Genomic DNA, 21,962 nt, shown 5'->3' with positions numbered 1-21,962 from the left:
CGGCGAGTCTTGAGTGGTGTCGCGTGATGTGATCTCGGATGAGGCGTGGGCTGTGATCGGTCCGTTGTTCCCGAAGGTGAAGGCGACGGGGCGTCCGCCGGTGGACCGCCGCACGGTGGTCGAGGCGACGGCGTGGCGTTTCCGTACGGGTGCGCCGTGGCGGGATGTGCCGGAGCGGTTCGGGAACTGGAACACGATCTATAAGAACTTCAACCGATGGGCCGATCAGGGTGTCTGGGCACGGTTGCTGGAGAAAGTGCAGTCCCTCGCTCAGCAGACCGGGGACCTGGACTGGGTCGCGTCCATCGACTCCACGATCGTCCGCGTACACCAGCACGGCGCCACCCTCCCGCGAACCACAGGGGGATCCGTCGAACTACAAGAAGTTCGGCGAGGAGCCGCCTGACCACGCGATCGGCCGCTCGCGTGGCGGGCTGACGACCAAGAATCACCTGGTCTGTGATGGGAAAGGCCGCGCTCTCGCGTTTATCCTGACACCGGGGCAAGCAGCGGACACCAGCATGCTGGCCGCGACGCTCGGGGAGATCAGCGTGGCCGGCGCGAGAGGCAGACCCCATGATGACCTCACAAGTGGTCCGCGCACTCGAGAGAAAGGGGCTGCTGGAACGACAACCCCACCCACAGGACGGCCGGGCAATACTCCTCGCACCCACCGCAGGAGGCAAAGACCTCATCACTAACGCGAACCGCTCGGTCGAGGATGCCGATGAGTCCTTCTTCGCCGCGCTCGGCGTAACAGGCACCCACCAACTGACCGCCCTCCTGGCAACCCTGCGCCACTCCCATCAGCAACTCCGATGAGCCCACACGCCCCCTTCGCTGGCCGACGGGGTGGTCCCGAATCAGAGTGACAAACCGGTCTCAGAACAGATTGACATTCTCACCGAGATCGCGATGACAATTGAGCCATAGTGTAGGTGCTTCACTCGTGCACCATAGCGGGTCATCGATCGGCGCAAGATCGAACTCGTTGGACGGCAACCCGAAGACCGTGCTGAGCGCCCCCGCGAGGGTGAATCCGATGAACACGGCGAGGTAGCCGACGGGGAACGTCTTGACGCCGGTCCTCCAGGTGGCACGTTGTACCTCAGCGCCCGCGTACCGACGAAACGCCCAGATCAACGCGGCCGCCATCAACACCACGGCGATCTGTCGTACGATGCCCGCCGTGGCGGTCGCAACGGTACCCGTGGGCCACGTGTCGGGCACAGGAGTCCATCCGAGCAGCATCACGACAGCAACCCGGACCCCCTCGCTCCAGCCCACGAGGTAGATTCCGGCGATCGCGGCCCAGGCTGCGACCTTCGCCCGGGCAGGAACATCGCGGCGTGCGATGCCAGTCCGGTCGATCGCGAACTGCGCCGCGACCTCATCCCAGATCTGTCGCAGCGCGTCGCGCAGCGTCGTGCGCGCGCGATCCTCTGGGACTGTCGTGTTCTCGGTCATGTCGTTTCCTTCCGTTCGTGGGGGCCGGGTTCCCGCCGTAGATCCGTGCGGGATCTCCACTCGTCGACGGGGCGAGAGGACCGGAAGCCATGGCGGTGGTACCACCCGGCCAGGCGACGCTCAGCGGTCCGCTGGGCCGCCTTGTACTCCTCCGGGGACGCATCCCGCGACAGGTCCGGGTAGTCGGTCATCATGGTGCACACGATCGGCAGGGAGCGATGGTCTGCGTACCGGCATAGCTCCTGCAGGAGTGAGCTGCCGAAGCCCCTCCCCCGCACCGAGCCCATCACGATGTCGTCGAGCCGGATCTCTGATGCGCCCTCGGTGACGAGCAGCTTGTACCTGCCGTAGTGAGCGAGATCCTCGGCGCGTGCCGGCAACGGTCGCTCGCGGGCGGGGAGATGGTTGACGAGCTCGCGCAGGAGCCTGGGGGGTGCCTGCGCCGCCAGGGCGGCCACTGCCCGTTCGATCTCCTTCCGGGCGGCAGCGTCACCGAGAACGGTTGACGCCCGCGCGGGAGCGACGAGCGGCCGCAGTTCGGCGGCGGCGGCCGCCAGATCCGCATTCTCGTGTCGCCCCGCCTCAAGTCGGGCGAGAGTCGCCTCCAGGCTGACGCCGGGAGCGAGGCTGAACACTCCCCACTCATCCGGATCTGCGCCGGCACCCAGATGCGCGAGAGCATTCTCGTGTTCTCTTATCTCGTACCCTGCACGGTGGAAAGCGACCCAGGCGTCATCGACCGCACGACGATGCGCACGCGCAGCTCCCACCCGGTACCGCGGCGGCGGCATCCGATCGAGGATCGCTTGCGCCTCTCTCTGCTTGGCCTGCGCGCGCTGCCGCCCGAGAGCAGCTGTACGAGCCCGCTCTCCCGACTCACTCATGTGCACCCTCGAGAAGCTCCCGGAATGAGCGCGGAAGGACGACGTTTCGCGGAGCCCCGGCGAACAACGGCGCGACCTCTGCGGGGGTGTGGCCAGCGATGCCACACCCAATCTCCGTCACCAAGAACGTCAGCTCTGGATGCGTGCGAGCGAACGCGCAGAACGTGGCGGTTTCCTCCGCGATCACGTCGAGACCAGACATCGACACCAGCGCGTATGAGCGGCCCTGGAGTCCGCGGGCCTGCCCCATGATGGCGCCGAAGTCTCGCACGGCCTGTCGGGCGGCGCCGCCCGCATGAGAGCCCGCAGCGTTCGATCCGAACACGAAGATCTCCCCCGGCCGCAGATCGGTGATCAGCTCTGCACTACCGCGCCGCGAAAACAGTCCCATGGGTACTTAGCTGCCTTCGTTTGGTGCGGTTCCTGACAGCGCATCCGAATACCCCTTGCCGTATCCGGCGGCCTCTTCCGCCCGCAACCGGGCGGCGATGCCCTCTGTCAGAGCCTCGTGGTACCGGACCGCCTCGTCACGCGTGAGCTTTTGGATCAGCACGCCGATCCCGGCCGTCACGATGATCAGGATGTCGGCACCGAGGATCAGCTTCCAGGCGTCCGGCACGTTCATCACGGACGACGCCAGTTCGGGCTCCAGAACCCCGCCTAGCAGCATCACTGCCAGCAGGAGGACCGTGCCCCCTCCCACCGACCAGGCGATCCAGTGGAAGAACGCCCGGGTCGCGGAGATCGGTGTCGGGGCGGCCAGCTGACCTAGCGTGGCATCTGCTCTGAGTCCCCGAGTCTGCTCGATGCGGTCCTGGAGGCGGAGCGCGAGGATCACCAGCGCCCAGACGGCCGCGACGGCGAGGACGAGAAACGCGGCCCACTCGGCCGACGTCCGGCCGACGGCCACGAGAGCCACCGCCACCAGGCACACGCCGATCGCGTGGACCCAGCGGGTGACGCGCTTGCGACGTGCCATCCCGGGATCCCGAAAGACAGGCACCAGGAGAAAAGCCGCTCCCACCGCCGCCAGGACGAGGAAGAAGATGTCATAGAACAGCATCGCGTCAGCTCCGGTCAGACCAGGTCGGGCATGTCCTCGGGCGAGGGAAGCTCGCTCGGCCACTGTTCGGGCAGCGTGCGCGTTCGAGAGACCTTCTCGACGCGCCAGAACGGGCCATCGCTGGCCGTGATGATCGGCATGGCCGTGTCGAGGTAGTCGCGGAAGAAGACCGCCATACCGGTCGGCCCTTCAAGGCGCAGGAACTCCCACGCCCGCCACAGGGCCTCGAACCGGCTGAGGACCTCGGTGTACTCCCACCAGCGGGCATCCCACCGAGCCGGGGACAGGTCACGCTTCCAGTGCGGCAACAGCCAGTGTTCGACCCACATATACACGTTCGGGTAGTACGTTTCGACCTCGGGCTCATCCGGGGTCTCGTCGTCGTAATCAGACATTCGATGTCTCCTCGAGGTGTCCCGTCTGGACCGCCTGCGCTTCGTAGTAGTCGCGGCTCGCGGCCACTTTCTCGCCGTACGGTTTCGCCGACCAGTGCTCGAGCGCGAACAGCGTCGCCGGCTGTGTGGCGGGGATCATCACCGCGCGGCCGCGCGGCATCGCTGCGAGTTCCGAGACGTCGAAGATCCGCTCGCGGCTGATGCTGGTCGTCGTCGACCGGCCTCCGTGCTGCTGGGTGCTGGTGCGGTGCACCACGTCGTGGTCACCGATCAGCTGGGACAGGTGCGGGAGGAACTTATCGTCCGCGAGGCCGCTGCCCGAGGCGCGAATATTCGCGGCTCCCCAGAGCTTGTCCATCCCGTTGATGCCGAACGCTTCGACGCCCTGTTGCCAGGACTGGAAGAACGTGGAGACGATGATGCCGCGGCTGCCGTAGTGCGAATACACGTCGGGCAGGTCTCGCCACCGGCACACGTTCGCGGCCTCGTCGAGGACCGCCATCAACGGTGTTGCGAGGCGGCCGCCACGCATCCGGGAACCGACTTCCTCGGCGGCCGTGAGGACCGCCATCGTCAGCGCCGCGGTGATCGCCCTGGCGCTACCACCGCCCTCGCGAGAGATCGCGTAGACGGTGTCTGTGGACTTGACGAAGTCGTACGGGTCGAAGTGCGGTCGCCCGTCGGTGTCCGTGATCCACGGGAGCACCTTCTTGTTGGCCAGGACGCCGATAAAGGTCCGCACCGTGCCGTACACGCCGTCACGCTGCTTCTCCGTGAGCGTCTGCGTCTTCGAGAGGCCCTGTGCCTGCGTGTAGTCGTCCTCGACGAGCAGCACAGACGGATCTCCGATCTCGGGATCCCGCCCGCTGGGATCCATCGCCCACAGGTACACGTCAGTGATGGGTCTCCCCGTCACCGCAGCGGTGAGGAACAACCGCGCGAGTGTCTCCCGGCCGGCCGGCCCGAAGTACGCATCTTCCTTCGCGTCAGCTTCTTGCGCGGCCGAGACGAACACGTCGACAAGCTTCTCCGCACGTTCGAAGTTCGTCACGAACGACAGCGGATTCCACCACCAGGTGGGCTCCGCCCCGATGATGTCCTGCACGTCGTGGATCCACATGCGGCCGATCTCCGATCGCGGCCCGCGGGTGAGGTCGACGATGTCTCGCTTGTTCGACGTCGCGAACACCGGCCCCTGCGTCTCCAGGATCTGCGGCACGCACACGCAGCTCGTCTTGCCCGCACGCGGTCCCATGAGCCAGATCTGCACCCACTCCCACGTACCGAAGAGGAACTTGCCGGACGGGACGTGTCGGCCGAGCGGGACACCGTCCGCTGCGCCTTCTGCGCCGAGACGGGCGGTGTCCTCCGCGACCTTCTTCTGCGTCATCTCATCCAGCTCGCGGATCTGTCCCATCGACGCCGCCTTGTGGTCGACCCGGGATCCCGATGACCGGCGCCGCAGCGCCAGCGTGGCGATCGCGGCGGCCGCCACCCCCAGGACAATCAGCCCGAGCAGGAAGATCACGACCTGCAGCGGCGCCGGCGACAGCTTCCCTGTCAGAACAGCCGCCAGCACCGTGAAAGGGTCACGCCGGCCGAGCTCGTCGACGCCGGGGTTGGTGAGCGCAGCCAACCAGCCCAGCACCCCGACGAACATCGCCACCGCGAGTACCCCGCCGATCACCAGCCACCCGGTGTCGGCCGCGAGAGGTTGTGCCCGCCGGTTCGGGCGCATCAGGCCGCCTCCTCCAGCGTCTCGGTCACGCGCGCCGCGTTCGCACGGAACCGCTCTGCCGCTGTCGTCCAGGCCCGGTTCGTGTTGTTCACGTCCATCTCTGCAGCCGTGAGTTCCACCTCGAACGGTGTCCCCGGCTTCTTGCCGATCTTGAGCAAGAACTTTCCTCGCCCAGGCGGGACCGCCTGTGTGCCCGTGTGCGGGTTCAGCGAACCGTCGGCACTCCAGTCCATGATCATCGACTTCTCGCGTGCCGACATCGCGAACACCTGCTCCAGGTTCCCCATCTCGGACTGCGCGAGCCCGCCGATGAACACCATCGCGGACCGGGCCACGAAGCCCCACGCGATCGTCGTCAGCTCATCAGACGACAGCTTGAGGTCATCCATCGTGTGCGTGATCATCGCCTGTGCGATACCGCGTGCACGGTTCAGACGCGTCAGCGCGTCGACGAAGAACACCATCGCCGAACTGGCGCGCAGCATGCGCCACAGCTCATCCATCACCAGGAAGTAGTGACGGCGGGGCCGCAGGGCGGCATCCGCGAGGTACTTCTCCGCGTCGACGACCGCAGACCCGAACGACCACGACACGGCCTGCACGGCCGCCTGCAGCGTCAGGTCGCCGTCATCAATCGACGACAGATCGAACACGACCGGCCGACCGGCCTCGATCTGCACGGTGCTATCACCGTCGAAGATCGACCCGTACACACCCGACGAGGTCAACGCAATCAGACCGTCCAGCAGCAGCTCCGCGCGCTCCGCATACCGTTCTTCATCGCCACGGTCTTGCGCGATCGCGGCGAGGCGCGGGTGACGAGAACGCACCAGGGCCACCAGGTCGCTAATCCGCGGCTGCCGGCCTTCCTTCTCGATGTCGAATTCTTCATCGAGGATGCGCAGGCCCTCCACGACCATGCTGCGTTCCTTCTCGCTGATCCGGGCATCACGGCCCAGCTCCAGCAGACCCGTCACGAGAGTGGCCCGACGCCGCTTCATCGCGTCGATCGCCTCACGCCGCGGCGCGTCGCCACGGGTGATGTCGTCGGGGATCTGCTCGAGCTCGCTCAGCAACTGGCTGAAATCGAGGATGTTGATGACTTCCTGGCCAGGGCCCAGGTGGAACACCTGCCCGCCCAGCGCGTCGATCAGATCAACGTAGTCAGGCTTCGTGTCACTGAGGACCATCGGGATGTGCCCCCAGGCCTCCAGCACCGTCACCATGCGACGTACGAGCGTCGACTTTCCCAGGCCGGGACGGCCCAGAACGAAGCACGAGGGCTGATTGATCAGATTGGCGAGGAACCAACTGATCGGATCGGCGCAGACCACCGTGCCTTTCAGCAGATTCTTCCCGAGGGGGACGCCCACGGGAAGGTCGCTCGAACCGGCGATGAACGGCCAGAGACCGCACACCTGCACCGTGGTGCCCTGCGCCTCCGGCAGCGGCTCGATCCAGGGCATCCGCCCCGTGCCGCTGGTACGCCAGCCTCGACGACCCGCACGCCCCAGCGCACGGCGGCGCTGCGTTCGGGTGCGGTCGAGGAACTGCAGCCAGCGCTGCAGCGGCGTGACAGCCGGGGGTCGCACCTTGTGCTCCAGGCGCTTTGCCTCACGCGGGGTCAGCCGCAGCTCTCCCGCCTCCGTCTGTCGTCGTTGCGCTCTCGTCGTCGTCATCGTCATCACAGCCAGTCCCTAATCTGATCGGGCAACGTCATGTGCGCGGGCAGAACCACACCCAGGGGCAGGCCCGCGAGGAATGCCACGTCCTCGTTCCCCAGCGCCTCACGGATCTTGAGCCGCGCCTGATTCGTCAGCGACGGAATGACCTTCTCCAGACGCGGGAACTCATCGTTCGTCCGGCACGTCGTGGTGATGATCATGCCGAACCGGATGAGACCCGCACCCGCGGCCTCCTCCTCGGCCGCCTTGTTCGCGAACCGGATGCGGTTCTTCTGCCGGGCCGTCGCGCGCTGCTTCGTCGACGAGTTGAACTGCGCGTTGTTGATCTCGGCCTCGATCACATCCGGCGCATCCCCAGCGGGGATCGGACGATACAGGATCGTCACCCGCTTGCGGAGAACGCCCTTCATCGGCTCGAATGCGCGGCGCAGCGCCGTCGCGTAGAACTTCGATCGCGGACCCTCGTACATCGTCCACGACTTCGACACACCACGGTCGTGGTAGTACCGGTCGTACTTCGCCTCGGAGAACGCAGGGCCGGCCTCCGACCAAGTCAAGCCCGTCCCGCCCTCCTGGCGGGCCTGCTCGACGCGGGCCGACACCGTCGGGTCGTACGCCACGCGGGTGAAGTCCACGATGTCCTGCGCCGTGCACGCCTGCGCCCCGGTGCCAGCTCCCGTCATGCCCAGCGAAGCCAACAGGACCGGGAGGCGGTTGCCGATCTCGTCCGCCATCTCCTGCACGCCACGATCGGAGTTCTTCGACTCCAGACCCGTGCCATTGAACGTCAGAGCCAGACGCGTGCTCAGCTGAGGAGCACCGCCCGACAGCGTGTCCGCGAGGCCACCGACAACAGCGGTGGAGAAGTCGCTGCCGTGGTCAGACACGTTCTCCGCGACCATGCGCCGCAGCCGCAGGCCAGAGTCCGGCGCGCTCTCGATCGTGACAGATGCGCCGACGATCGAATCCTCCACACCCAGCTGCGCGAGCCAGCCACCCCAATGGGCGACCTGCCGGTTGATCCTGTCCTGATCCACGAGCGAGTCCCCATCGGGGAAGCACTCGATCACCACGGTGTAGTGCTTTGTCGTCGCTGTAGCGAGACGGATCATCCCGAACGGGTTGCCGTAGCTGTCTTTGTGCTCGCTCAGCTCTGACGCCGTAAGCAGGCCCGGCAGACGGAAGCTCCCATCCGGGATCCGTCCCGCAGGCCCCGCAACCAGAAGTGTGTCGCCGCGACGCTCCGCAGCGCGGAACGCCATGCGGTTCGCCTTGCGCCGATACCAGTTGCGGCCCTGCTTGACGGTGACCACGGTCACTACCGCCGCGGCCACACCGAGGAGCGTGATGATGCCGGCAGCAAGCCACCAGCCGCGCACGATGCATCCAATGAGGACGAGTGCGAACGGGATAGACCCGAACGTCACACCCGCACCCAGCCCGCCGATGCCGAGCTTGGCGGGCATGACGATGTTGCCGTGCTCCACCATCGTGGTGTCATTGCTACTCATCGTTCGACCCCTGTTCGTCAATTCCGTTACTGCTGCTCGATGCCGAGCTGCCGAGACTGTTCATCGCGGATCCCGCCGCATTCCACCCAGAGGAACTACCGCCGCTCGAGGGCGCAGCTCCACCGCTGTCCACAGCGGCAGGTGCCGCACCGCCCGGGCTCGTCGACGGCGAGGATGCGGCGGCCGACGTACCGGACTCGGCCGCCGTAGCAGCGCCCGTTCCTCCGCTCGCCGCCGCTCCCCCGGTAGCAGCGCCCGTCGACGCCGCGGTGCCTCCGGCAGCCGCTCCACCTGCAGCTGCAGTCGATGCAGCGCCACCGGCCGCGGCGCCGGCACCACCGGCTCCTGCAGCAGCGCCCGCGGCCGGTGCAGCCGCTCCACCGGTCGCGGCTACCGCCCCGACCATCACGACGGCCGACCCGGCTGCAGCAACGCCAGCGACCGCCGCGCCACCCGAGAACGCGTTCGAGGTTGCCGCCGCTGCCACCGGCACCAGGAACTTGATCAGTGCCGGCAGAGCGAGGGCCGCCATGCCGAGAATCACCATGGCGACGCAGGCGTTGTAGATCGACTTCCCGATGTCATCGAGGCCCTCGATCGCCGGCGGGTTCTTCATCTGCATCATCCCGAAGGCGTAGATGATCGCAGCCACCGGCTTGAACAGAATCACGGCCAGCAACCAGCCCTGCAGCTGACGAAATGCGTTCGATCCCATCTCAGTCCCGCTGCCCGCGGCCACCGCTGGCAGCAGGGCGAACATCGTGGACGCGAGAGCACCCTGGATCACCATGAACAGGACGTTCACAACGGCGCCGAGCAGGCCGATGATCGCGAGGAACAGCCCGCCGCCCGGGTAGATCAGCATCATCTCCGAGAGAGACAGCATGCCCGATAGGCTCAGCTCCTCCCCCGTCGCCTTCTGGATGATCCACGGCGCGAACTGGTCGCCCGCCGTCATCAGACCCGCGAACGCCACCGCGTACACGCCCGTGACCAGGATGAGGTTCACAACCATCTTGACCGCCGGCAGACCGGCCTTGAAGTCGTTCGAGATCGCCATGCGACCCAGACCGATAAGAAGCCCGATCAACGCAATCGCGGCGGTGTACCAGCCCATCCACCCGTTGATCTGACCAATCGCCGGGGCCGTCACATCCGCACTCGGGATGCCCACCCAGAACGAGTTGATCCACCCGAGAAAATCGATCAGCAGCTTCCAGATATCACGCACGAAATCCGTGAACGCGCTATTGGCAGCGTTGCCGATTCCCTCACCAGCCCAGCACAGAGGATCGAACCCTTCGCACTCCTCGCCCTCGGCCGCTGTGACAGCAATCATTTCGACGCATCCCACGTTGTGAAGCCGACGAGGTCACCGACTGACGGGCTAAAGGGGACGCGCTCCACGTCAACAAGCCACGTGGACGCGGACGAGTCCCAGACCATCGCGAAAGAGATGAAGGCGGTGACTGTCTCAGAGCCTGTGCCCTGATTCAGGCCGATCCGAACCACAACCTCATCCGCCTCCACACGGTCGAACCTGAATCCTGAAATCTGACCGGTCCGGCCTGGCTCCTTCGGGGTTCCGAATGCGGCGCTCTGCTCTTCGATGAAGTTTGCGCGGCCGGGGTTGTCGACGGTCGCTGTCTCGACGAATGCCAGGAACGAATCCGCGTCGCTACTCGCCTGCAGGCCCCCCATGAAATTGGCGGCACCGAAGAGGGCTCCTGTTGGGGAATGAGCGAAGCATCCCCAGGAGGAGTCCTCTCGTTCCACCGGACCGAACGTCGGGGATTCGGGTACGAGGAGGAAGCTGCGGTTGACCCACTCGGCGTCGGGTCCGACCGTGGGGATGTCTGATCCCGAGGGCAGGTCGCAGACACCCCCTGTCTCGGGCGGATTCGACTCGTTTTCGCTCGGCTGAGACGGCGTCGACGGTGCACCTGATGGGGAGGTGCCGCCCTCGGGGTTGTCCCTGCCGCCGAAGGTCAGCACCAGTACGAGAGCGGCGATGACAGCGAGCACCAAGATCGCTGCCGCCAGCCACCACGCGTTGAACTTGACCAGGCCGCGGTTGCTATCGCTGTTGTCGTCGCTCATGATCTCTCCCCTGCTCAGCCGGTGAACGTTGCGATGATGCCGCCGGCAGCGCCGACGAGGACACACACGATGAGCGCGATCACGAGGCCCTTGAAGCCTTGGATCTCACGGCCCGTGAATGCAGCGAACGCGAGATACCCGGCGCTTGCGAGGAAGCCGGCAAGACCCAGGATGAGCGCACCCCAGGCGAGCCAGTTGATCAGCGTGGATACGCCCTCCGTGCCCGGAGGCTGCTCCGGCTCAGGGTTGGGCAGGACGCCGGTGATCGCGGTCGCGACCTCAATCAGAGTGTTCATTTCTTTCCTTCCGTAGGCGGGGTTTGAGCAAGCTTGCGAATGCGTCCGATGGTCCACCGGACGCGAGGAGAAGAGGTCTTGAGAGTGGGTTCGGCCAGGCGCCATCCCTCGGCCCAGGGAACCCGCCACCCGTGCGGCGTCATCCGGCCGATGCGCTCAACGGCCTTGAGTTGCGCTTTGGTCAGCTGTGGGCCGTCGTCGACGAGCACGATTCCCAGCAGCCGGCTGTCCCGGTACTCCCCCGCAGCCCATGCCAGCGCGAATCTCTCTGCCGTCTGGAGGCCGTGATAGTGAGTGCGTGCCACCGCAAGAACGTTCATCGGCATACCGGAATACGAGGAGATAGGCCAGGCCCGATGTCCTTCGCGGGCAGCCTCCCCCGGCAGATCCGCAGCCTGCTCACGAATCAGGCCCGCGATCGTCGAGGCTCCCGCGCCGCCGTGCAGTGCGATGACATACACGAGAGCACCAGGCGCCTCGGGGATCGTCGGGAAGACCTGCTCGAGCGGATGCGGAACCGACGGCGCAGACTCTGGCGTCGGCGGACCCACGAGTTCCTCGCCGCGCAGCTGGTCGACATCGGCGTCGCTCTGCTCGGCGCCGCGCACCCGATGGAACGGGTTAACGCGGGTCGTCGGTGTATCTGTCATCGAAGCCCCCCTCGTGTACAGGATCTAATGCGATCCTATAGTATCAAGGATGAGTCAGATACGGGGGGTGGGAAAATGACGAAACCGTCATCTAGTAGACGCCGAAACTCGCGGAATATGACGCGGAAGCCGAGAACTTCCCATATCAGCGTCGTCGCCGTTGGTCTCATGCTCACGCTATCGGCATGCACCGACGCGGGACCAACACCTAACCCGAGCCCGTCACCCACGGACACAGCGACGGCCCAGCCCGCGCCCACCAGCACCATCGCGCCGGACGCGCTCGACGACGGGGTGCGGGTGGCTGAGGAAGCCATGACCAGCTTCGCGAACCACAACCGCTCCTACGAGGAGTGGTGGGCCGAGCTCTCTCCCATGCTCACCAACGACGCCCTGCTGGCCTACGAGGGCACAAACCCCGCCAGGGTTCGCCCCTCCCAGGTCACGGGCCCCGGTGTCGTCGCCAGTGCCCCGAACTTCAATCAGATGAGCGTGCTCGTGCCCACCGACATCGGCCAGTACACGATCGAACTCATCCGTCAGGGAGACGGACACGGGAACGGCACACCATCCTGGTTCGTGGACCGCCTCACTCCCCCGGCGGATCTGGGATGAAGGGCGCAGCCGCCGCCGTTTGCGGTGTCATCTGCATCCCGCTCATCGCGATCTTCGTCCTCATCGCCACGTCGTGCTCTTCCCTCCCCGGGGGGAAGTTCCCCACGATCGACTACGAGGTGAACATCGAGAACCTGCCCGTCGACGAGGTCGGCACCTGGAAGGGCGAGCAGCTGGTCAACGCGGCGATCATCATGAACGCCGCCACGGAGCTGAAGCTGCCCGTCAAGGCGCAGGTCATCGGCGTGATGACTGCTATGGGCGAATCGTCGCTGATCAACCTCAACCACGACGACGACGCCACCAACCCGGACGGCTCTATCGCGGACGGTGGCGGTCTCTTCCAGCAGCAGGTGTCCCAAGGGTGGGGAACCTGGGAGGAAGTCACGGATCCGGCGACGGCATCCCGCACCTTCCTGACCCGGCTGGCAGAGGTCGCCGGGTGGGAATCGATGGAGCCGAGCATTGCCGCCCACAAGGTGCAGGGCAACGACGACCCGTACCACTACGAGAAGTTCTATGAGGACGCCGTCGACGTCGCCGCCGCTCTCGCGGAAGTGAACATCGACCCCGGTAACGGGGCAGAAGCAGCCCAGTGCGCGAACCCGATCGGCAATAACGGCAACTTCCCGCCCGGGAAGAATCCCCCCGGCCAGTGGGGCGGTTTCGAGAACGGCCGCATCGACGAGAGCCTGCTCGCCCCCATTCCTTGGGCGCCGAACTACACCCTGCGCGGTGACGCCGTCGCCAACCTGATCGCGATGAACAACGCCTTCCGGGCGGAGTTCGGCTATGACCTGCCCATCAACGACGGGTACCGGGATTACGCCGGCCAGGTCGAGGCCAAAGCGATCTACGGGGATGAGGCCGCCGAGCCTGGCACCTCCAACCACGGATGGGCGCTCGCTATCGACGTCGGCGACCGCAGCCATTATCGGCTGAGATTCTCTCACCCGATCTACCTGTGGTTGAAAGCCAACGCCCCCCGCTACGGCTGGGTGCACCCCGATTGGGCCGAACCCGGCGGACCAGGTCCCGACGAAGCCTGGCACTGGGAATTCTGGGGCATTGAGGAGACCATCCCCGCATGAGCGACATCGATCTGACCACCGTTCCCCCCTACCCCGTCTACCGCCTCGAGGTCGACGCCGAGGGCGCCGTCACTCTCGACGGTGTACCCATCGCCACCGGCGAGGGTGCCACCGATGCGGCGATCGACCACGTCGCCGGCATCCTGCAGGCCGACGGACACGACGCCGTCCGCGTCATCGCCGCCACCCCCGACGGCACAGACCGGATGGTCGTCGAAGCTGACGGCACCACACACGTCATCGTCGACCAGGTGCACGACGGCAAAATGGCGATCGGCAACCGGCGCGTCAGTCGACGCGCTGTCATCGCCTCGATCGTCACCGTCGCCGGCCTCGTCGTCATCGGCGCAGCCACGCCGGTCGCGATCGCACTGACGAGGCCTGCACCGACGCCGACGGCCACCATCGCGCCGCCGCCCGGTGTCGGAGAACAGCTCGCCGTCCTCTCTCCTCCCGGATACGACCAGACGGCAGCGTGGGCCGTGCCGATCCGCTCCAACACCGAACCCACCTTCCTCCCGGACGGACGTGTCGCGGTCACCACCGAAGCCGGAGATCTCCGGCTTCTGGATCCCGACACCGGAAAGACGGTCTGGAAAGGCAACGGCTCCCCTCGTGGAGGCGCGCAGCTCGCGGCCACCACAATCGGCGGATACGAGGTCCTCGCGACCTCGCGCTCCAACGCCCTCACCGTCTGGCCGCTCTACGTCGAAGACAGCACAGTCGACTCCGTCGACTACGACCTCCCCCGCGGTGCCGACGTAAGTTTCCTCGGTACCGAACCGCTGATCGTCCTCCCCGATCAGACCGTGGGCTTCGTCACCGCTGACGGCATCACCCGACAGGACATCCCCGTCACCGCTCGCCCCGTGATGACCATCGACGCCGGCGTGATCGCCGTCGACGACACCACGATCTACACCATCACCGTCGACGGCGACGTGTCCGAGACCCCGTACACCCGCCCCGACGGGACCACCGAGCTCAGTAACGTCTCCGCAGCCGACGCCACCACCCTCATCGCCGTGTGGAGCACCGAAGGGCAGCAGAGCATCGTCGCGGCCGTCGACGTCGCCACGGGAGAAACCCTCTCCCAGGCCGAAACCCGCACGAGCGGCATCCGCAGTGACTCCGTGCCGCTGCACGCGATCGACGGGACCACCCTCACCTACGGCAACGTCTGGATCCGGTACGGCACCAATCCCAGCGTTCAACCGCTCGGCAACCTCACGCCCACCGCAATCACTGGCACCATTGTGTACGGGACAGCCAGCCGTCAAGCTAGCTGGACCAACGTCAGCGATGACCAGCCACAGGTGACCCCGTTCACTACCCGAGAACTCCCGCTAGACCCGATAGCACCCAGCGGGATCACCACCGAGATGGCCTGGATCGTCGCAGACAAAGTCGAAACCACCTACCTGTACGCCCTCCCTCGACGAACCGGCCCTGGCGACCCGACCGCCACGCCCGCACCCTAAAGGATGCTGAGCCGCATGCCTGCTACCCCAAATCTCTTTGACGACGCCGTCAACCTGGTGCGCAACCGCGCACACCTCCGCGTGGTCGAGTACATCCGCGAGAACCCCGGTGCGTACCTCTCCGACATCCTCGCCGGCACCGACACTCCCCGAGGATCTCTGGGCCGCGTCCTGCGTACCCTCGTCGAGCTCGACGTCGTCACCATCGATGTGCCGCCCGAGAAGCGCGGCACCGGGCGCAACTTTCGCTACACCGTCAACGAGACCCGCGTCCGCCAGATTCTCGCCGCGCTGCACGCCGAACTCCTCGGAGAGTAGCGGTGCGTGCCGCCTGCGAGATTGCAAACCTTCTGCAAGCTTGCAGTTAACCTGCCTGCTTGATAGCCTCAGAACCGGCTACGGCAGACTTGGCAGATGCCTCGCTACGCATCTCCCGATCAGCCGCTGCCTCCTGAACCAGCGAGGGCGGTCAAAGTGTTTGGTGCGAACCCCATCCGAGCGGCCATCGTGCGGCTCCTAGCGACCAACCCCGAGCCCATGACGACAGGCGAAATCGAGAAGGCCCTCGGCGGCGCCTCGCACCGCACGATCTTCAACCACGTGCGCGAGCTTGAAGCTGATGGCATTGTCACCTCGGACGCACGCGACGACCGCAACGGGCAGCGGGTCAGATACGCAGCCGATCGCGAGGCGATCCGCCGCGAACTCCGCGAGTACTCGAAGTACCTCCTCGGAGAGCCCCTGACGGGCGACGACGCCAGCTGAGATGCCGGGTTTCAAGTACGGGTTGAAGGCCCGGAGTGTCGCGCCGGTGTTAACCCTGACCTTGGGGTTAACTGACTGCATGGCTGACGAAAAGAAGCGGCGGACCTACCGCCGTCCCAGAGGGACGATGGTACAGCCGACCAACCTTGGCTACGAGGTCGAGCTCACCAGCAAGAAGCGCTGGGAAGCGCTCGCGCAGGAACTCGAGATCTCGCCGTCGGAGCTGTTCGACCTCATGGTCGAGCACCTTCCGCTCGACGCCTATGGGCGTCCCACCTGGTTCCCCGAACGGCCACTCAAAGACGGGATGCTGCGCGTGCCAGCCGCTTAACGAAAGAACCCGCCGCATGTGCGGCGGGTTTCTCCCAAGTATTTCGACCCGTAGATGTTTGGCGACGGACACGGATCGAGAAGTGAAGACCGGAGGGTACCGGGGCTTCGTCATGCGCTACCTCGAAAGGAGTTGACCCCATCATAACGCCACTTGACGCAGATTTCCATGCCGTCTTAGACGCGACACGCCGCGGGGTGTCCTCCGATTGGGGGACACCGGAGTCTGCCTGGGATCTCACCGTGTCGCTGTCCCAGCTCACGCGTCGACGCAGCGTCCGCGTCGACGTCCGCGACGCGCACGGCGACTTCACGAACAGCTACACCGCCACCTACCCGTCCGACAGCACCGCTGCCCCTGACGGCCCCTGGGCCCTCCCCCTCACCGACACCGCCGGCGGATTCCGGTACCTGTGCTTCGACCTGGACGCCAAGGGCGGAAACCCGGCGAAAGATGCTCGCCGACTGACCCGGTGGCTCGACGAGCTCGCGATCGCGTATCTCGTCTGCGAGTCCGGCCCCTCTGGCGGCCGCCACGTCTGGATCGCGCTCACCGCGCCCGCTGACGCTGGCACCGTGAACCAGCTCGCGCGCCGAGCGCGGACCGTTCTGCCCTCTCTGGATCTCTCGCCGCTCACGAACCCCGCGACCGGTGCGGTTCGGCCGCCGCTGTCGCCACACCGCGCGGGCGGGCACTCCCGTCCCCTGGGACCGGTCGAGGTGCTGTTGAGGCCCACCACGACCCCGCAGCGCCTCCAGGACCTGGACGTGTGGCTGGACGAGGAAGGCGTGGAGCTGCCGCCGGCAGCACAGGCCACCCGTCCCCGCGACGTCGACGCTGACGCCGACGGGCACCCCTACCTCGCCGGCGAACGCCGCGACCTGTCCCCCCGCATCCGGGAGATCCTCGCCGCTCCCCCGGCCGCGGACACCTCCGCCACCATGGCGCAGATCTTCCTTGCGGCCGCGAACGCCCGCTGGCGCCGCGCCGACGTCGCCGCGCTCGCACGCACCGCCCCCGCGCTCGAGCACGCACGCACACGCCGCCACGTCGGCACCCGCGTGCCGCGCACCGAGGCGGGACAGCGACACGTCATCGATGGGGCCTGGCGAATGGCCGTCTACTACGCCGCCGCAAACCCCTCTAACGGTCAGGGCGACGACCCCACCTTCCCTCAGCGAGAAAATCACGTCGTCGCAGCCCTCACACGCGTCCAGGAGCGCGCTGACGCGCTCCCCGGTATGTGGGGAGCCGACCGCGGCTCCACGGCCCACAGGGCCGCACGAGGCTCCGCGGCGCACCGCGCCATTCTCGACGCCCTCTGCCTGTACATGGCACAAGCCGTCTCACTCGATATCGAGGCTGACATCCGCCGTCTGGCACTGGAGACCGGCTGGTGCCGCCAGACAGCCCACAACGCCCTCCGCGCGCTGCAGGACGCCGGCTGGATCCGGCGCACCGCCCAGGCCGAAGGCGAGCACGGGGCTCGGTACACCCTCTCCGAAAAGTTCTCCACAGATCCTCACGAACCCGATTTGTCACAAGGGCGTATGCCCCCCGCCCGCACCGCCCTCCTCCGTGAGCTGACCCTGAGAACTACCGCACTCAACCAGGACATCTACGCAGCTCCCGGCTCTCTCGGACGTGCCGCCGGCTACCTCCACCTCCAACTGCTGCCCGGAGGTTCCTGGACTGTGGCAGATCTCACCCTCCGCACCGGATTCACCGCTGCCTCCGTCCGCCGTCTGCTGCACCGTCTGCACAGCCACGGACTCGTCCGCCTCGTCGACGGCTCCTGGACGGCGGCCAAGGACGTCGACCCGCAGCCGATCGCTGTCCGCCTCTTCGTCGACGGGTACCTGGCCGATCGCGCGAGGCGGTACGACGTCGAGCGGATCGTGTGGGCGAAGTGGCGGCTGATCATGCATGAGGAGCACCAGGCGCATCGCAAGAGGCGTCGAGGCCGACGCGCTCACCCGAGCGCTCTGCAGCTGCCCGGTCAGTCTGTCCACGAACGCGTGGGATACCCACGCGGACCGAACCAGCGGTACGACCACAAGACCGCACGTCGACTCGAAGCGGCCCGGCTCAACGCGCGCGACCTGGCCACGTTCCTCGAGGCGCAGCTCACCGGATGACCCGAACGGCTCTCCCAGCTCGAGGCGAGGGCTACGCCCTCGTGGAGGCCGGACGCACGCGGCCGCTGTCTGGCGCCGGTGGCGCCACATTTTCGCCATAGAGCCTGTGGCATTGTGCGGTCGGTCAGCCCTGAGCGCGAGAGCTTTCGCGGCATATCCTCCCTCGCTGCGCTCAGTCCGGTATTCCACGGTCTCTCGCGCTCAGAACAGCCCTCCCTAGTCGGCACGGAGTGCCTCCACGGCGAAAAAACGTGGGGGAGGAAGAGAAGACGGGCCGAGGCCCTCTCGCTCCGCTAGGGCAAGGGCCGAGGGCCCCTGCACCCGAATATCGGACACCAGTCCAGAAAGAAGGTCACCATGAGCGCTACCCGGCTCGACGCATCCACCACATTCTGCGACACCTTCGCAAACGCCGACCTGGCCCGAGAGACGGCCATGAGCCTGAACTGTGGCGAAGTCGACGCTCTAGCCACGCTGCTCGAAGCGCACGGCTACCCCGCATCCGCCGACTACTGGGTGCAGTGCCACAGCGAAGGACACGACGAAGGAGACGAAGAACACCCTAGACAGCATTGACCAACTAGACTATACTGATAGTAACAACACGGCAGACCAACGGGACTTACCACCCCACATGAACAAGGAGCACAGTATGACCACTGCAACAGCATCCGCCGGAGTCCTCGAACTTATCGACCCGCAGACCATCGACGTGGCGACCAACGTCCGCACGGCGGCAGAGGCAAGCCTGGACAAGGAATTCCTTGACAGCGTGAGCGCGAACGGCGTTCTTGTCCCCATCGTCGCAACCCGCGATGAGAACGGCGTGCACGTCCGCTACGGCCAGCGCCGCACCCTCGCCGCTCAGCAGGTCGGCCTACCGAGCGTGCCCGTCTACATCGTCGAGGCCGACGCCGCCGACGACGCGCAGCGCATCGTGGAACAGCTGGTGGAGAACGACCAGCGCCAGGCACTCACCGACGGCGACCGCATCCAGGCATACAAGGCCCTGGAACTCGAAGGACTCTCCGTCACCGCGATCGCCAAGCGCACCGGCACGAAGCGAGACAAGATCAAGACGGGCCTGACGGTCGCGGCCAGCGAAACCGGAACCCGCCTGATCGCGGAAACCGGAATGACCCTGGACCAGGCCGCAACACTGATCGAGTTCGAAGACGCCCCCGACGTCGTCGCAACGCTGACCCGGATCGCAAACGAGGAGCCGGGATACTTCCCCCACGCCGTCCAGCGCGCCCGCGACGAGCGCGCCACCGCTCAGGCCCGGGAAGCAGGCGAACAGGTCGAAGCCGCCAAAGGCCACCGCATCCTCTCCGAAGCCCCCGCATGGGACGCCCGCACCCCCTACCGCCTCGGTGACCTCCGCACGAGCGAGGGCGAGCGGGTGAGCGTAGACGAGATCCAGGGGAAAGACGGCGTGGCCGTCTACGTGCTCGGACAGCGCGACGGAAACCACCAGGTGAACTACTACGTCGACGAGCCGGAAGCCCTCGGTTACACCGTCGTCGACGACGGCATGGGCCGCAAGGCCGGACCGATGACCGACGAGGAGAAGGCAGAGCGCAAGCAGCTGATCGCCAACAACAAGGACTGGGACGCCGCCGAGAGCGTGCGCCGGGAATGGCTCGCCCAGTTCCTCGGGCGCAAGACGCTCCCCAAGGACTCCGCACAAGTCATCGCCCGAAGCCTCACCGAAGCGCGCTACCTGGTCGCCGGGGAACTGAGCGGGAACGCCCTCGCGGCCGACCTTCTCGGCGTCGAGCCGGTATCGGGCTACTACGGCGACCGGTTCGCGGACTTCCTCACCGCGCACCCGACCAAGGCGGGCCACGTCACCCTGGCAATCGTCCTCGGCGGCATCGAGGCCAGCACCGGGCGCACCACCTGGCGGAGTCCGCGACCGGAGACGGCACACTACCTGCAGACCCTCGCAGGCTGGGGCTACACCCTCTCCCCCGTCGAGCAGATCGCCGCCACGGTCGAGAGCACCGACACCCCGTAGTGAGACTCGGTGGGGTGGGTCACAGGCCCGCCCCGCCCTAACCAGGAGGCACCCATGAGCACCCGCATTCTCGTCACCTACAAGGGCGAAACCGGATATCTCCACAGCGAAACCGGGATCGATCTGCGCACCCGCTACGGCGTCACATTCGACGAGACCCGCACCGGCACCTACCGCACCCGCGCACGAGCGCAGCGCGTCGCCGACAAGATCGCCCACCGATTCGACCGCGTCGAGCTCGAAGACATCGAAGACCACTCAGACACAGACTAGACAGCATTGACCAACTAGACTATACTGAAAGTAACAACACGGCAGACCACCGGGACTAACCACCCCACATGAACAAGGAGCACACGCCATGCTGACGATCACCCACACGCATGAAGCCGGAACCATCATCGAGGGAACCGCCAAGGGCGACGGAACCGCCACAATCCTCAAGGCCAACCGCTGGCGCTGGGGCCGGAGCATCGGCGCATGGTTCGTCCCGAACAGCCGCGACCGGCTCCCCCAAGATCACATCATCACCCGCACCGCCGCCGCGCTGGAGGCCGCAGGGTTCGAGCTGGCACCACTGGAGATCGACCGCACGACCCGGCGCACCGCCGAAGTCGAGGCCGCGAAGATCGCCCGCCAGGCCGACCGCGCTGCAGCACTCGACGCCAAGGCCGAGCGGAAGGCCGCGAACTCAGACGCCGCATGGGAGAAGCACATGCGCGACGTGGGAAGCCTGCCCGAGGGCGGCGAGCCGATCAAGGTGGGCCACCACTCCGAGCGCCGCCACCGCAACGCGATCGACAAGGCGCACAAAAGCATGCGGCGCAGCATCGACGCCCACAACGACGCCGAGGAAGCCGCCCGCCGCGCCGACGCAGCGGCCGCAACGACCGACGCCCGCTACAACCCGGTGACCGTGGCCAACCGCATCGAGAAGATCGGCGCTGATATCCGCCGCTACGAGCGCCAGATCATCGCTGACGTGTACGACCCGGAGAAGGGCTACCGCCCCGCGATCGACGAGCAGAAGGCCAAGAGGGCAAAGCACTACGCGCCCAAGCTCGACGAGCTGCGCGACCAGCTCGCCTACTGGGAGCAGGTACGCGCCGACCAGATCGCCACCGGCACGGCCACCGGCTACAGCCGCGACACGATCGCCAAAGGTGACGCCGTGAAGATCCGCGGCCACTGGGCCAAGGTCGCCCGCGTCAACGCCAAGACGGTCAGCGTCGAGACGCCCTACAGCTGGACCGACCGCGCACCATACGCCGAGATCCAGGACCACCAGCCCGCCGCCTGACGCAGTCAGGCCCGGTTCCCCAATGGGGAAGCCGGGCCTGACATCAACACGGCGACCGGTTACCACACCGGAAGCACACCGTAATTCTACAGCCGCACAGGCCCGCCGTGCCCCTATCGGGGCGCGAGGGGAGCAACCCCCTCGCACTCCCCCGTCGGGGCCGCTACGCGGCCAGGAGTGGCCCTCGCGGGCCACCAGGCTCTAAGAGCTTCGGGCATCGTTCCTGCCGCTCCATCATTGCCGCCGCGGTCCTACACACAAGCCCCTGCGGGGCCGGCTCCTCCAAGATTTTCGCCACGCGGTCGCTACGCTCCCTCACATCGCAACGAAATTCTCTCCCCCACCGCCTAGCGGTTGTGTTCCGGCCCTGCTGCTGCGGCACTGCTCCGCTTATCAGGAACGAGCCAGCGAATTGATCGAGAAAGGACAAGG

The 21,962-nt window shown here is 66.5% G+C and carries 25 protein-coding genes; 13 read left to right on the top strand and 12 right to left on the bottom strand.

The annotated features are described in order from the left end of the window. Positions 1 to 16 precede the first annotated feature (16 nt). Both WFM69_RS16990 and WFM69_RS16985 read left to right on the top strand, forming a co-directional pair. Positions 17 to 406 (top strand): IS5 family transposase, encoded by a 390-nt coding sequence (locus WFM69_RS16990; RefSeq protein ID WP_171011026.1) that lies wholly within the window; start codon positions 17 to 19, stop codon positions 404 to 406. Positions 407 to 576: 170 nt separating this feature from the next. Further along, a complete protein-coding gene (locus tag WFM69_RS16985; RefSeq protein WP_137772152.1) occupies positions 577 to 822 on the top strand; it encodes a MarR family winged helix-turn-helix transcriptional regulator in 246 nt (81 codons plus the stop codon). Between the two features lie 60 nt (positions 823 to 882). On the opposite strand, the gene WFM69_RS16980 is transcribed toward WFM69_RS16985, so the two are convergent. The 12 genes from WFM69_RS16980 to WFM69_RS16930 form a co-directional block, all read right to left on the bottom strand. Beyond that, positions 883 to 1,467 (bottom strand): hypothetical protein, encoded by a 585-nt coding sequence (locus tag WFM69_RS16980; RefSeq protein ID WP_337006742.1) that lies wholly within the window; start codon positions 1,465 to 1,467, stop codon positions 883 to 885. After that, positions 1,464 to 2,102, bottom strand: a complete 639-nt coding sequence (locus tag WFM69_RS16975; RefSeq protein WP_337006740.1) for a hypothetical protein — start codon at positions 2,100 to 2,102, stop codon at positions 1,464 to 1,466. The genes WFM69_RS16980 and WFM69_RS16975 overlap by 4 nt, the downstream gene beginning before the upstream one ends. Before the next feature lie 241 nt (positions 2,103 to 2,343). Next, the gene (locus WFM69_RS19435) at positions 2,344 to 2,742 is read right to left on the bottom strand and encodes an A1S_2505 family phage non-structural protein (protein WP_137772149.1); all 399 of its coding nucleotides are present in this window, start codon (positions 2,740 to 2,742) and stop codon (positions 2,344 to 2,346) included. Between the two features lie 6 nt (positions 2,743 to 2,748). Beyond that, the gene (locus WFM69_RS16970; protein ID WP_337006739.1) at positions 2,749 to 3,330 is read right to left on the bottom strand and encodes a hypothetical protein; all 582 of its coding nucleotides are present in this window, start codon (positions 3,328 to 3,330) and stop codon (positions 2,749 to 2,751) included. 98 nt (positions 3,331 to 3,428) lie between these two features. Beyond that, a complete protein-coding gene (locus WFM69_RS16965) occupies positions 3,429 to 3,809 on the bottom strand; it encodes a DUF4913 domain-containing protein (protein ID WP_067117765.1) in 381 nt (126 codons plus the stop codon). Further along, positions 3,802 to 5,547: a type IV secretory system conjugative DNA transfer family protein gene (locus WFM69_RS16960; RefSeq protein ID WP_137772147.1), complete on the bottom strand. Its 1,746-nt coding sequence runs from the start codon at positions 5,545 to 5,547 to the stop codon at positions 3,802 to 3,804. Before WFM69_RS16960 ends, WFM69_RS16965 begins: the two co-directional genes overlap by 8 nt. Next, positions 5,547 to 7,226 (bottom strand): hypothetical protein, encoded by a 1,680-nt coding sequence (locus WFM69_RS16955; protein ID WP_212742678.1) that lies wholly within the window; start codon positions 7,224 to 7,226, stop codon positions 5,547 to 5,549. Before WFM69_RS16955 ends, WFM69_RS16960 begins: the two co-directional genes overlap by 1 nt. Before the next feature lie 5 nt (positions 7,227 to 7,231). Then, the gene (locus WFM69_RS16950) at positions 7,232 to 8,743 is read right to left on the bottom strand and encodes an SCO6880 family protein (protein WP_067117755.1); all 1,512 of its coding nucleotides are present in this window, start codon (positions 8,741 to 8,743) and stop codon (positions 7,232 to 7,234) included. Continuing rightward, a complete protein-coding gene (locus WFM69_RS16945) occupies positions 8,736 to 9,974 on the bottom strand; it encodes a hypothetical protein (RefSeq protein ID WP_171011025.1) in 1,239 nt (412 codons plus the stop codon). Before WFM69_RS16945 ends, WFM69_RS16950 begins: the two co-directional genes overlap by 8 nt. Positions 9,975 to 10,078: 104 nt before the next feature. Beyond that, positions 10,079 to 10,843 carry a hypothetical protein gene (locus tag WFM69_RS16940; RefSeq protein ID WP_137772146.1) on the bottom strand — a complete coding sequence of 255 codons (765 nt, stop codon included), beginning with the start codon at positions 10,841 to 10,843 and terminating at the stop codon, positions 10,079 to 10,081. Positions 10,844 to 10,857: 14 nt separating this feature from the next. Then, positions 10,858 to 11,139: a hypothetical protein gene (locus tag WFM69_RS16935; protein WP_067117746.1), complete on the bottom strand. Its 282-nt coding sequence runs from the start codon at positions 11,137 to 11,139 to the stop codon at positions 10,858 to 10,860. Further along, positions 11,136 to 11,789 (bottom strand): DUF6668 family protein, encoded by a 654-nt coding sequence (locus WFM69_RS16930; protein ID WP_147251370.1) that lies wholly within the window; start codon positions 11,787 to 11,789, stop codon positions 11,136 to 11,138. Before WFM69_RS16930 ends, WFM69_RS16935 begins: the two co-directional genes overlap by 4 nt. 315 nt (positions 11,790 to 12,104) lie before the next feature. Here WFM69_RS16930 and WFM69_RS16925 point away from each other — a divergent pair, with 315 nt between their 5' ends. The 11 genes from WFM69_RS16925 (at position 12,105) to WFM69_RS16875 (ending at position 21,530) form a co-directional block, all read left to right on the top strand. Further along, positions 12,105 to 12,404: a hypothetical protein gene (locus WFM69_RS16925; protein WP_067117740.1), complete on the top strand. Its 300-nt coding sequence runs from the start codon at positions 12,105 to 12,107 to the stop codon at positions 12,402 to 12,404. A 119-nt stretch (positions 12,405 to 12,523) separates the two neighbouring features. Then, positions 12,524 to 13,495 carry a M15 family metallopeptidase gene (locus tag WFM69_RS16920; protein WP_337006728.1) on the top strand — a complete coding sequence of 324 codons (972 nt, stop codon included), beginning with the start codon at positions 12,524 to 12,526 and terminating at the stop codon, positions 13,493 to 13,495. Then, positions 13,492 to 14,976 carry a hypothetical protein gene (locus WFM69_RS16915; RefSeq protein ID WP_337006726.1) on the top strand — a complete coding sequence of 495 codons (1,485 nt, stop codon included), beginning with the start codon at positions 13,492 to 13,494 and terminating at the stop codon, positions 14,974 to 14,976. Before WFM69_RS16920 ends, WFM69_RS16915 begins: the two co-directional genes overlap by 4 nt. 15 nt (positions 14,977 to 14,991) lie before the next feature. Continuing rightward, complete coding sequence (locus WFM69_RS16910; RefSeq protein WP_137772176.1) at positions 14,992 to 15,294, top strand: helix-turn-helix domain-containing protein; 303 nt, start codon at positions 14,992 to 14,994, stop codon at positions 15,292 to 15,294. A gap of 96 nt (positions 15,295 to 15,390) precedes the next feature. Beyond that, positions 15,391 to 15,741, top strand: a complete 351-nt coding sequence (locus WFM69_RS16905; protein WP_067117729.1) for an ArsR/SmtB family transcription factor — start codon at positions 15,391 to 15,393, stop codon at positions 15,739 to 15,741. A gap of 79 nt (positions 15,742 to 15,820) precedes the next feature. Continuing rightward, positions 15,821 to 16,072, top strand: coding sequence for a hypothetical protein (locus WFM69_RS16900; protein ID WP_067117872.1), 252 nt, complete (start codon positions 15,821 to 15,823; stop codon positions 16,070 to 16,072). Between the two features lie 242 nt (positions 16,073 to 16,314). After that, positions 16,315 to 18,210 (top strand): helix-turn-helix domain-containing protein, encoded by a 1,896-nt coding sequence (locus WFM69_RS16895; protein WP_137772175.1) that lies wholly within the window; start codon positions 16,315 to 16,317, stop codon positions 18,208 to 18,210. Between the two features lie 357 nt (positions 18,211 to 18,567). Further along, the gene (locus tag WFM69_RS16890) at positions 18,568 to 18,786 is read left to right on the top strand and encodes a hypothetical protein (RefSeq protein WP_113681848.1); all 219 of its coding nucleotides are present in this window, start codon (positions 18,568 to 18,570) and stop codon (positions 18,784 to 18,786) included. Positions 18,787 to 18,862: 76 nt separating this feature from the next. Further along, the gene (locus tag WFM69_RS16885) at positions 18,863 to 20,230 is read left to right on the top strand and encodes a ParB/RepB/Spo0J family partition protein (protein WP_067117723.1); all 1,368 of its coding nucleotides are present in this window, start codon (positions 18,863 to 18,865) and stop codon (positions 20,228 to 20,230) included. Positions 20,231 to 20,284: 54 nt separating this feature from the next. Continuing rightward, positions 20,285 to 20,503: a hypothetical protein gene (locus WFM69_RS16880; protein WP_067117720.1), complete on the top strand. Its 219-nt coding sequence runs from the start codon at positions 20,285 to 20,287 to the stop codon at positions 20,501 to 20,503. Positions 20,504 to 20,591: 88 nt separating this feature from the next. After that, positions 20,592 to 21,530 carry a DUF3560 domain-containing protein gene (locus WFM69_RS16875; RefSeq protein ID WP_337006719.1) on the top strand — a complete coding sequence of 313 codons (939 nt, stop codon included), beginning with the start codon at positions 20,592 to 20,594 and terminating at the stop codon, positions 21,528 to 21,530. The last annotated feature ends 432 nt before the right edge of the window (positions 21,531 to 21,962 follow it).

The sequence above is a fragment of the Microbacterium sp. LB12 genome (genome assembly GCF_037150835.1).
In the GTDB taxonomy this organism is placed as follows: Bacteria; Actinomycetota; Actinomycetes; order Actinomycetales; family Microbacteriaceae; genus Microbacterium.
This window is presented reverse-complemented; position numbering and strand designations above follow the sequence as displayed.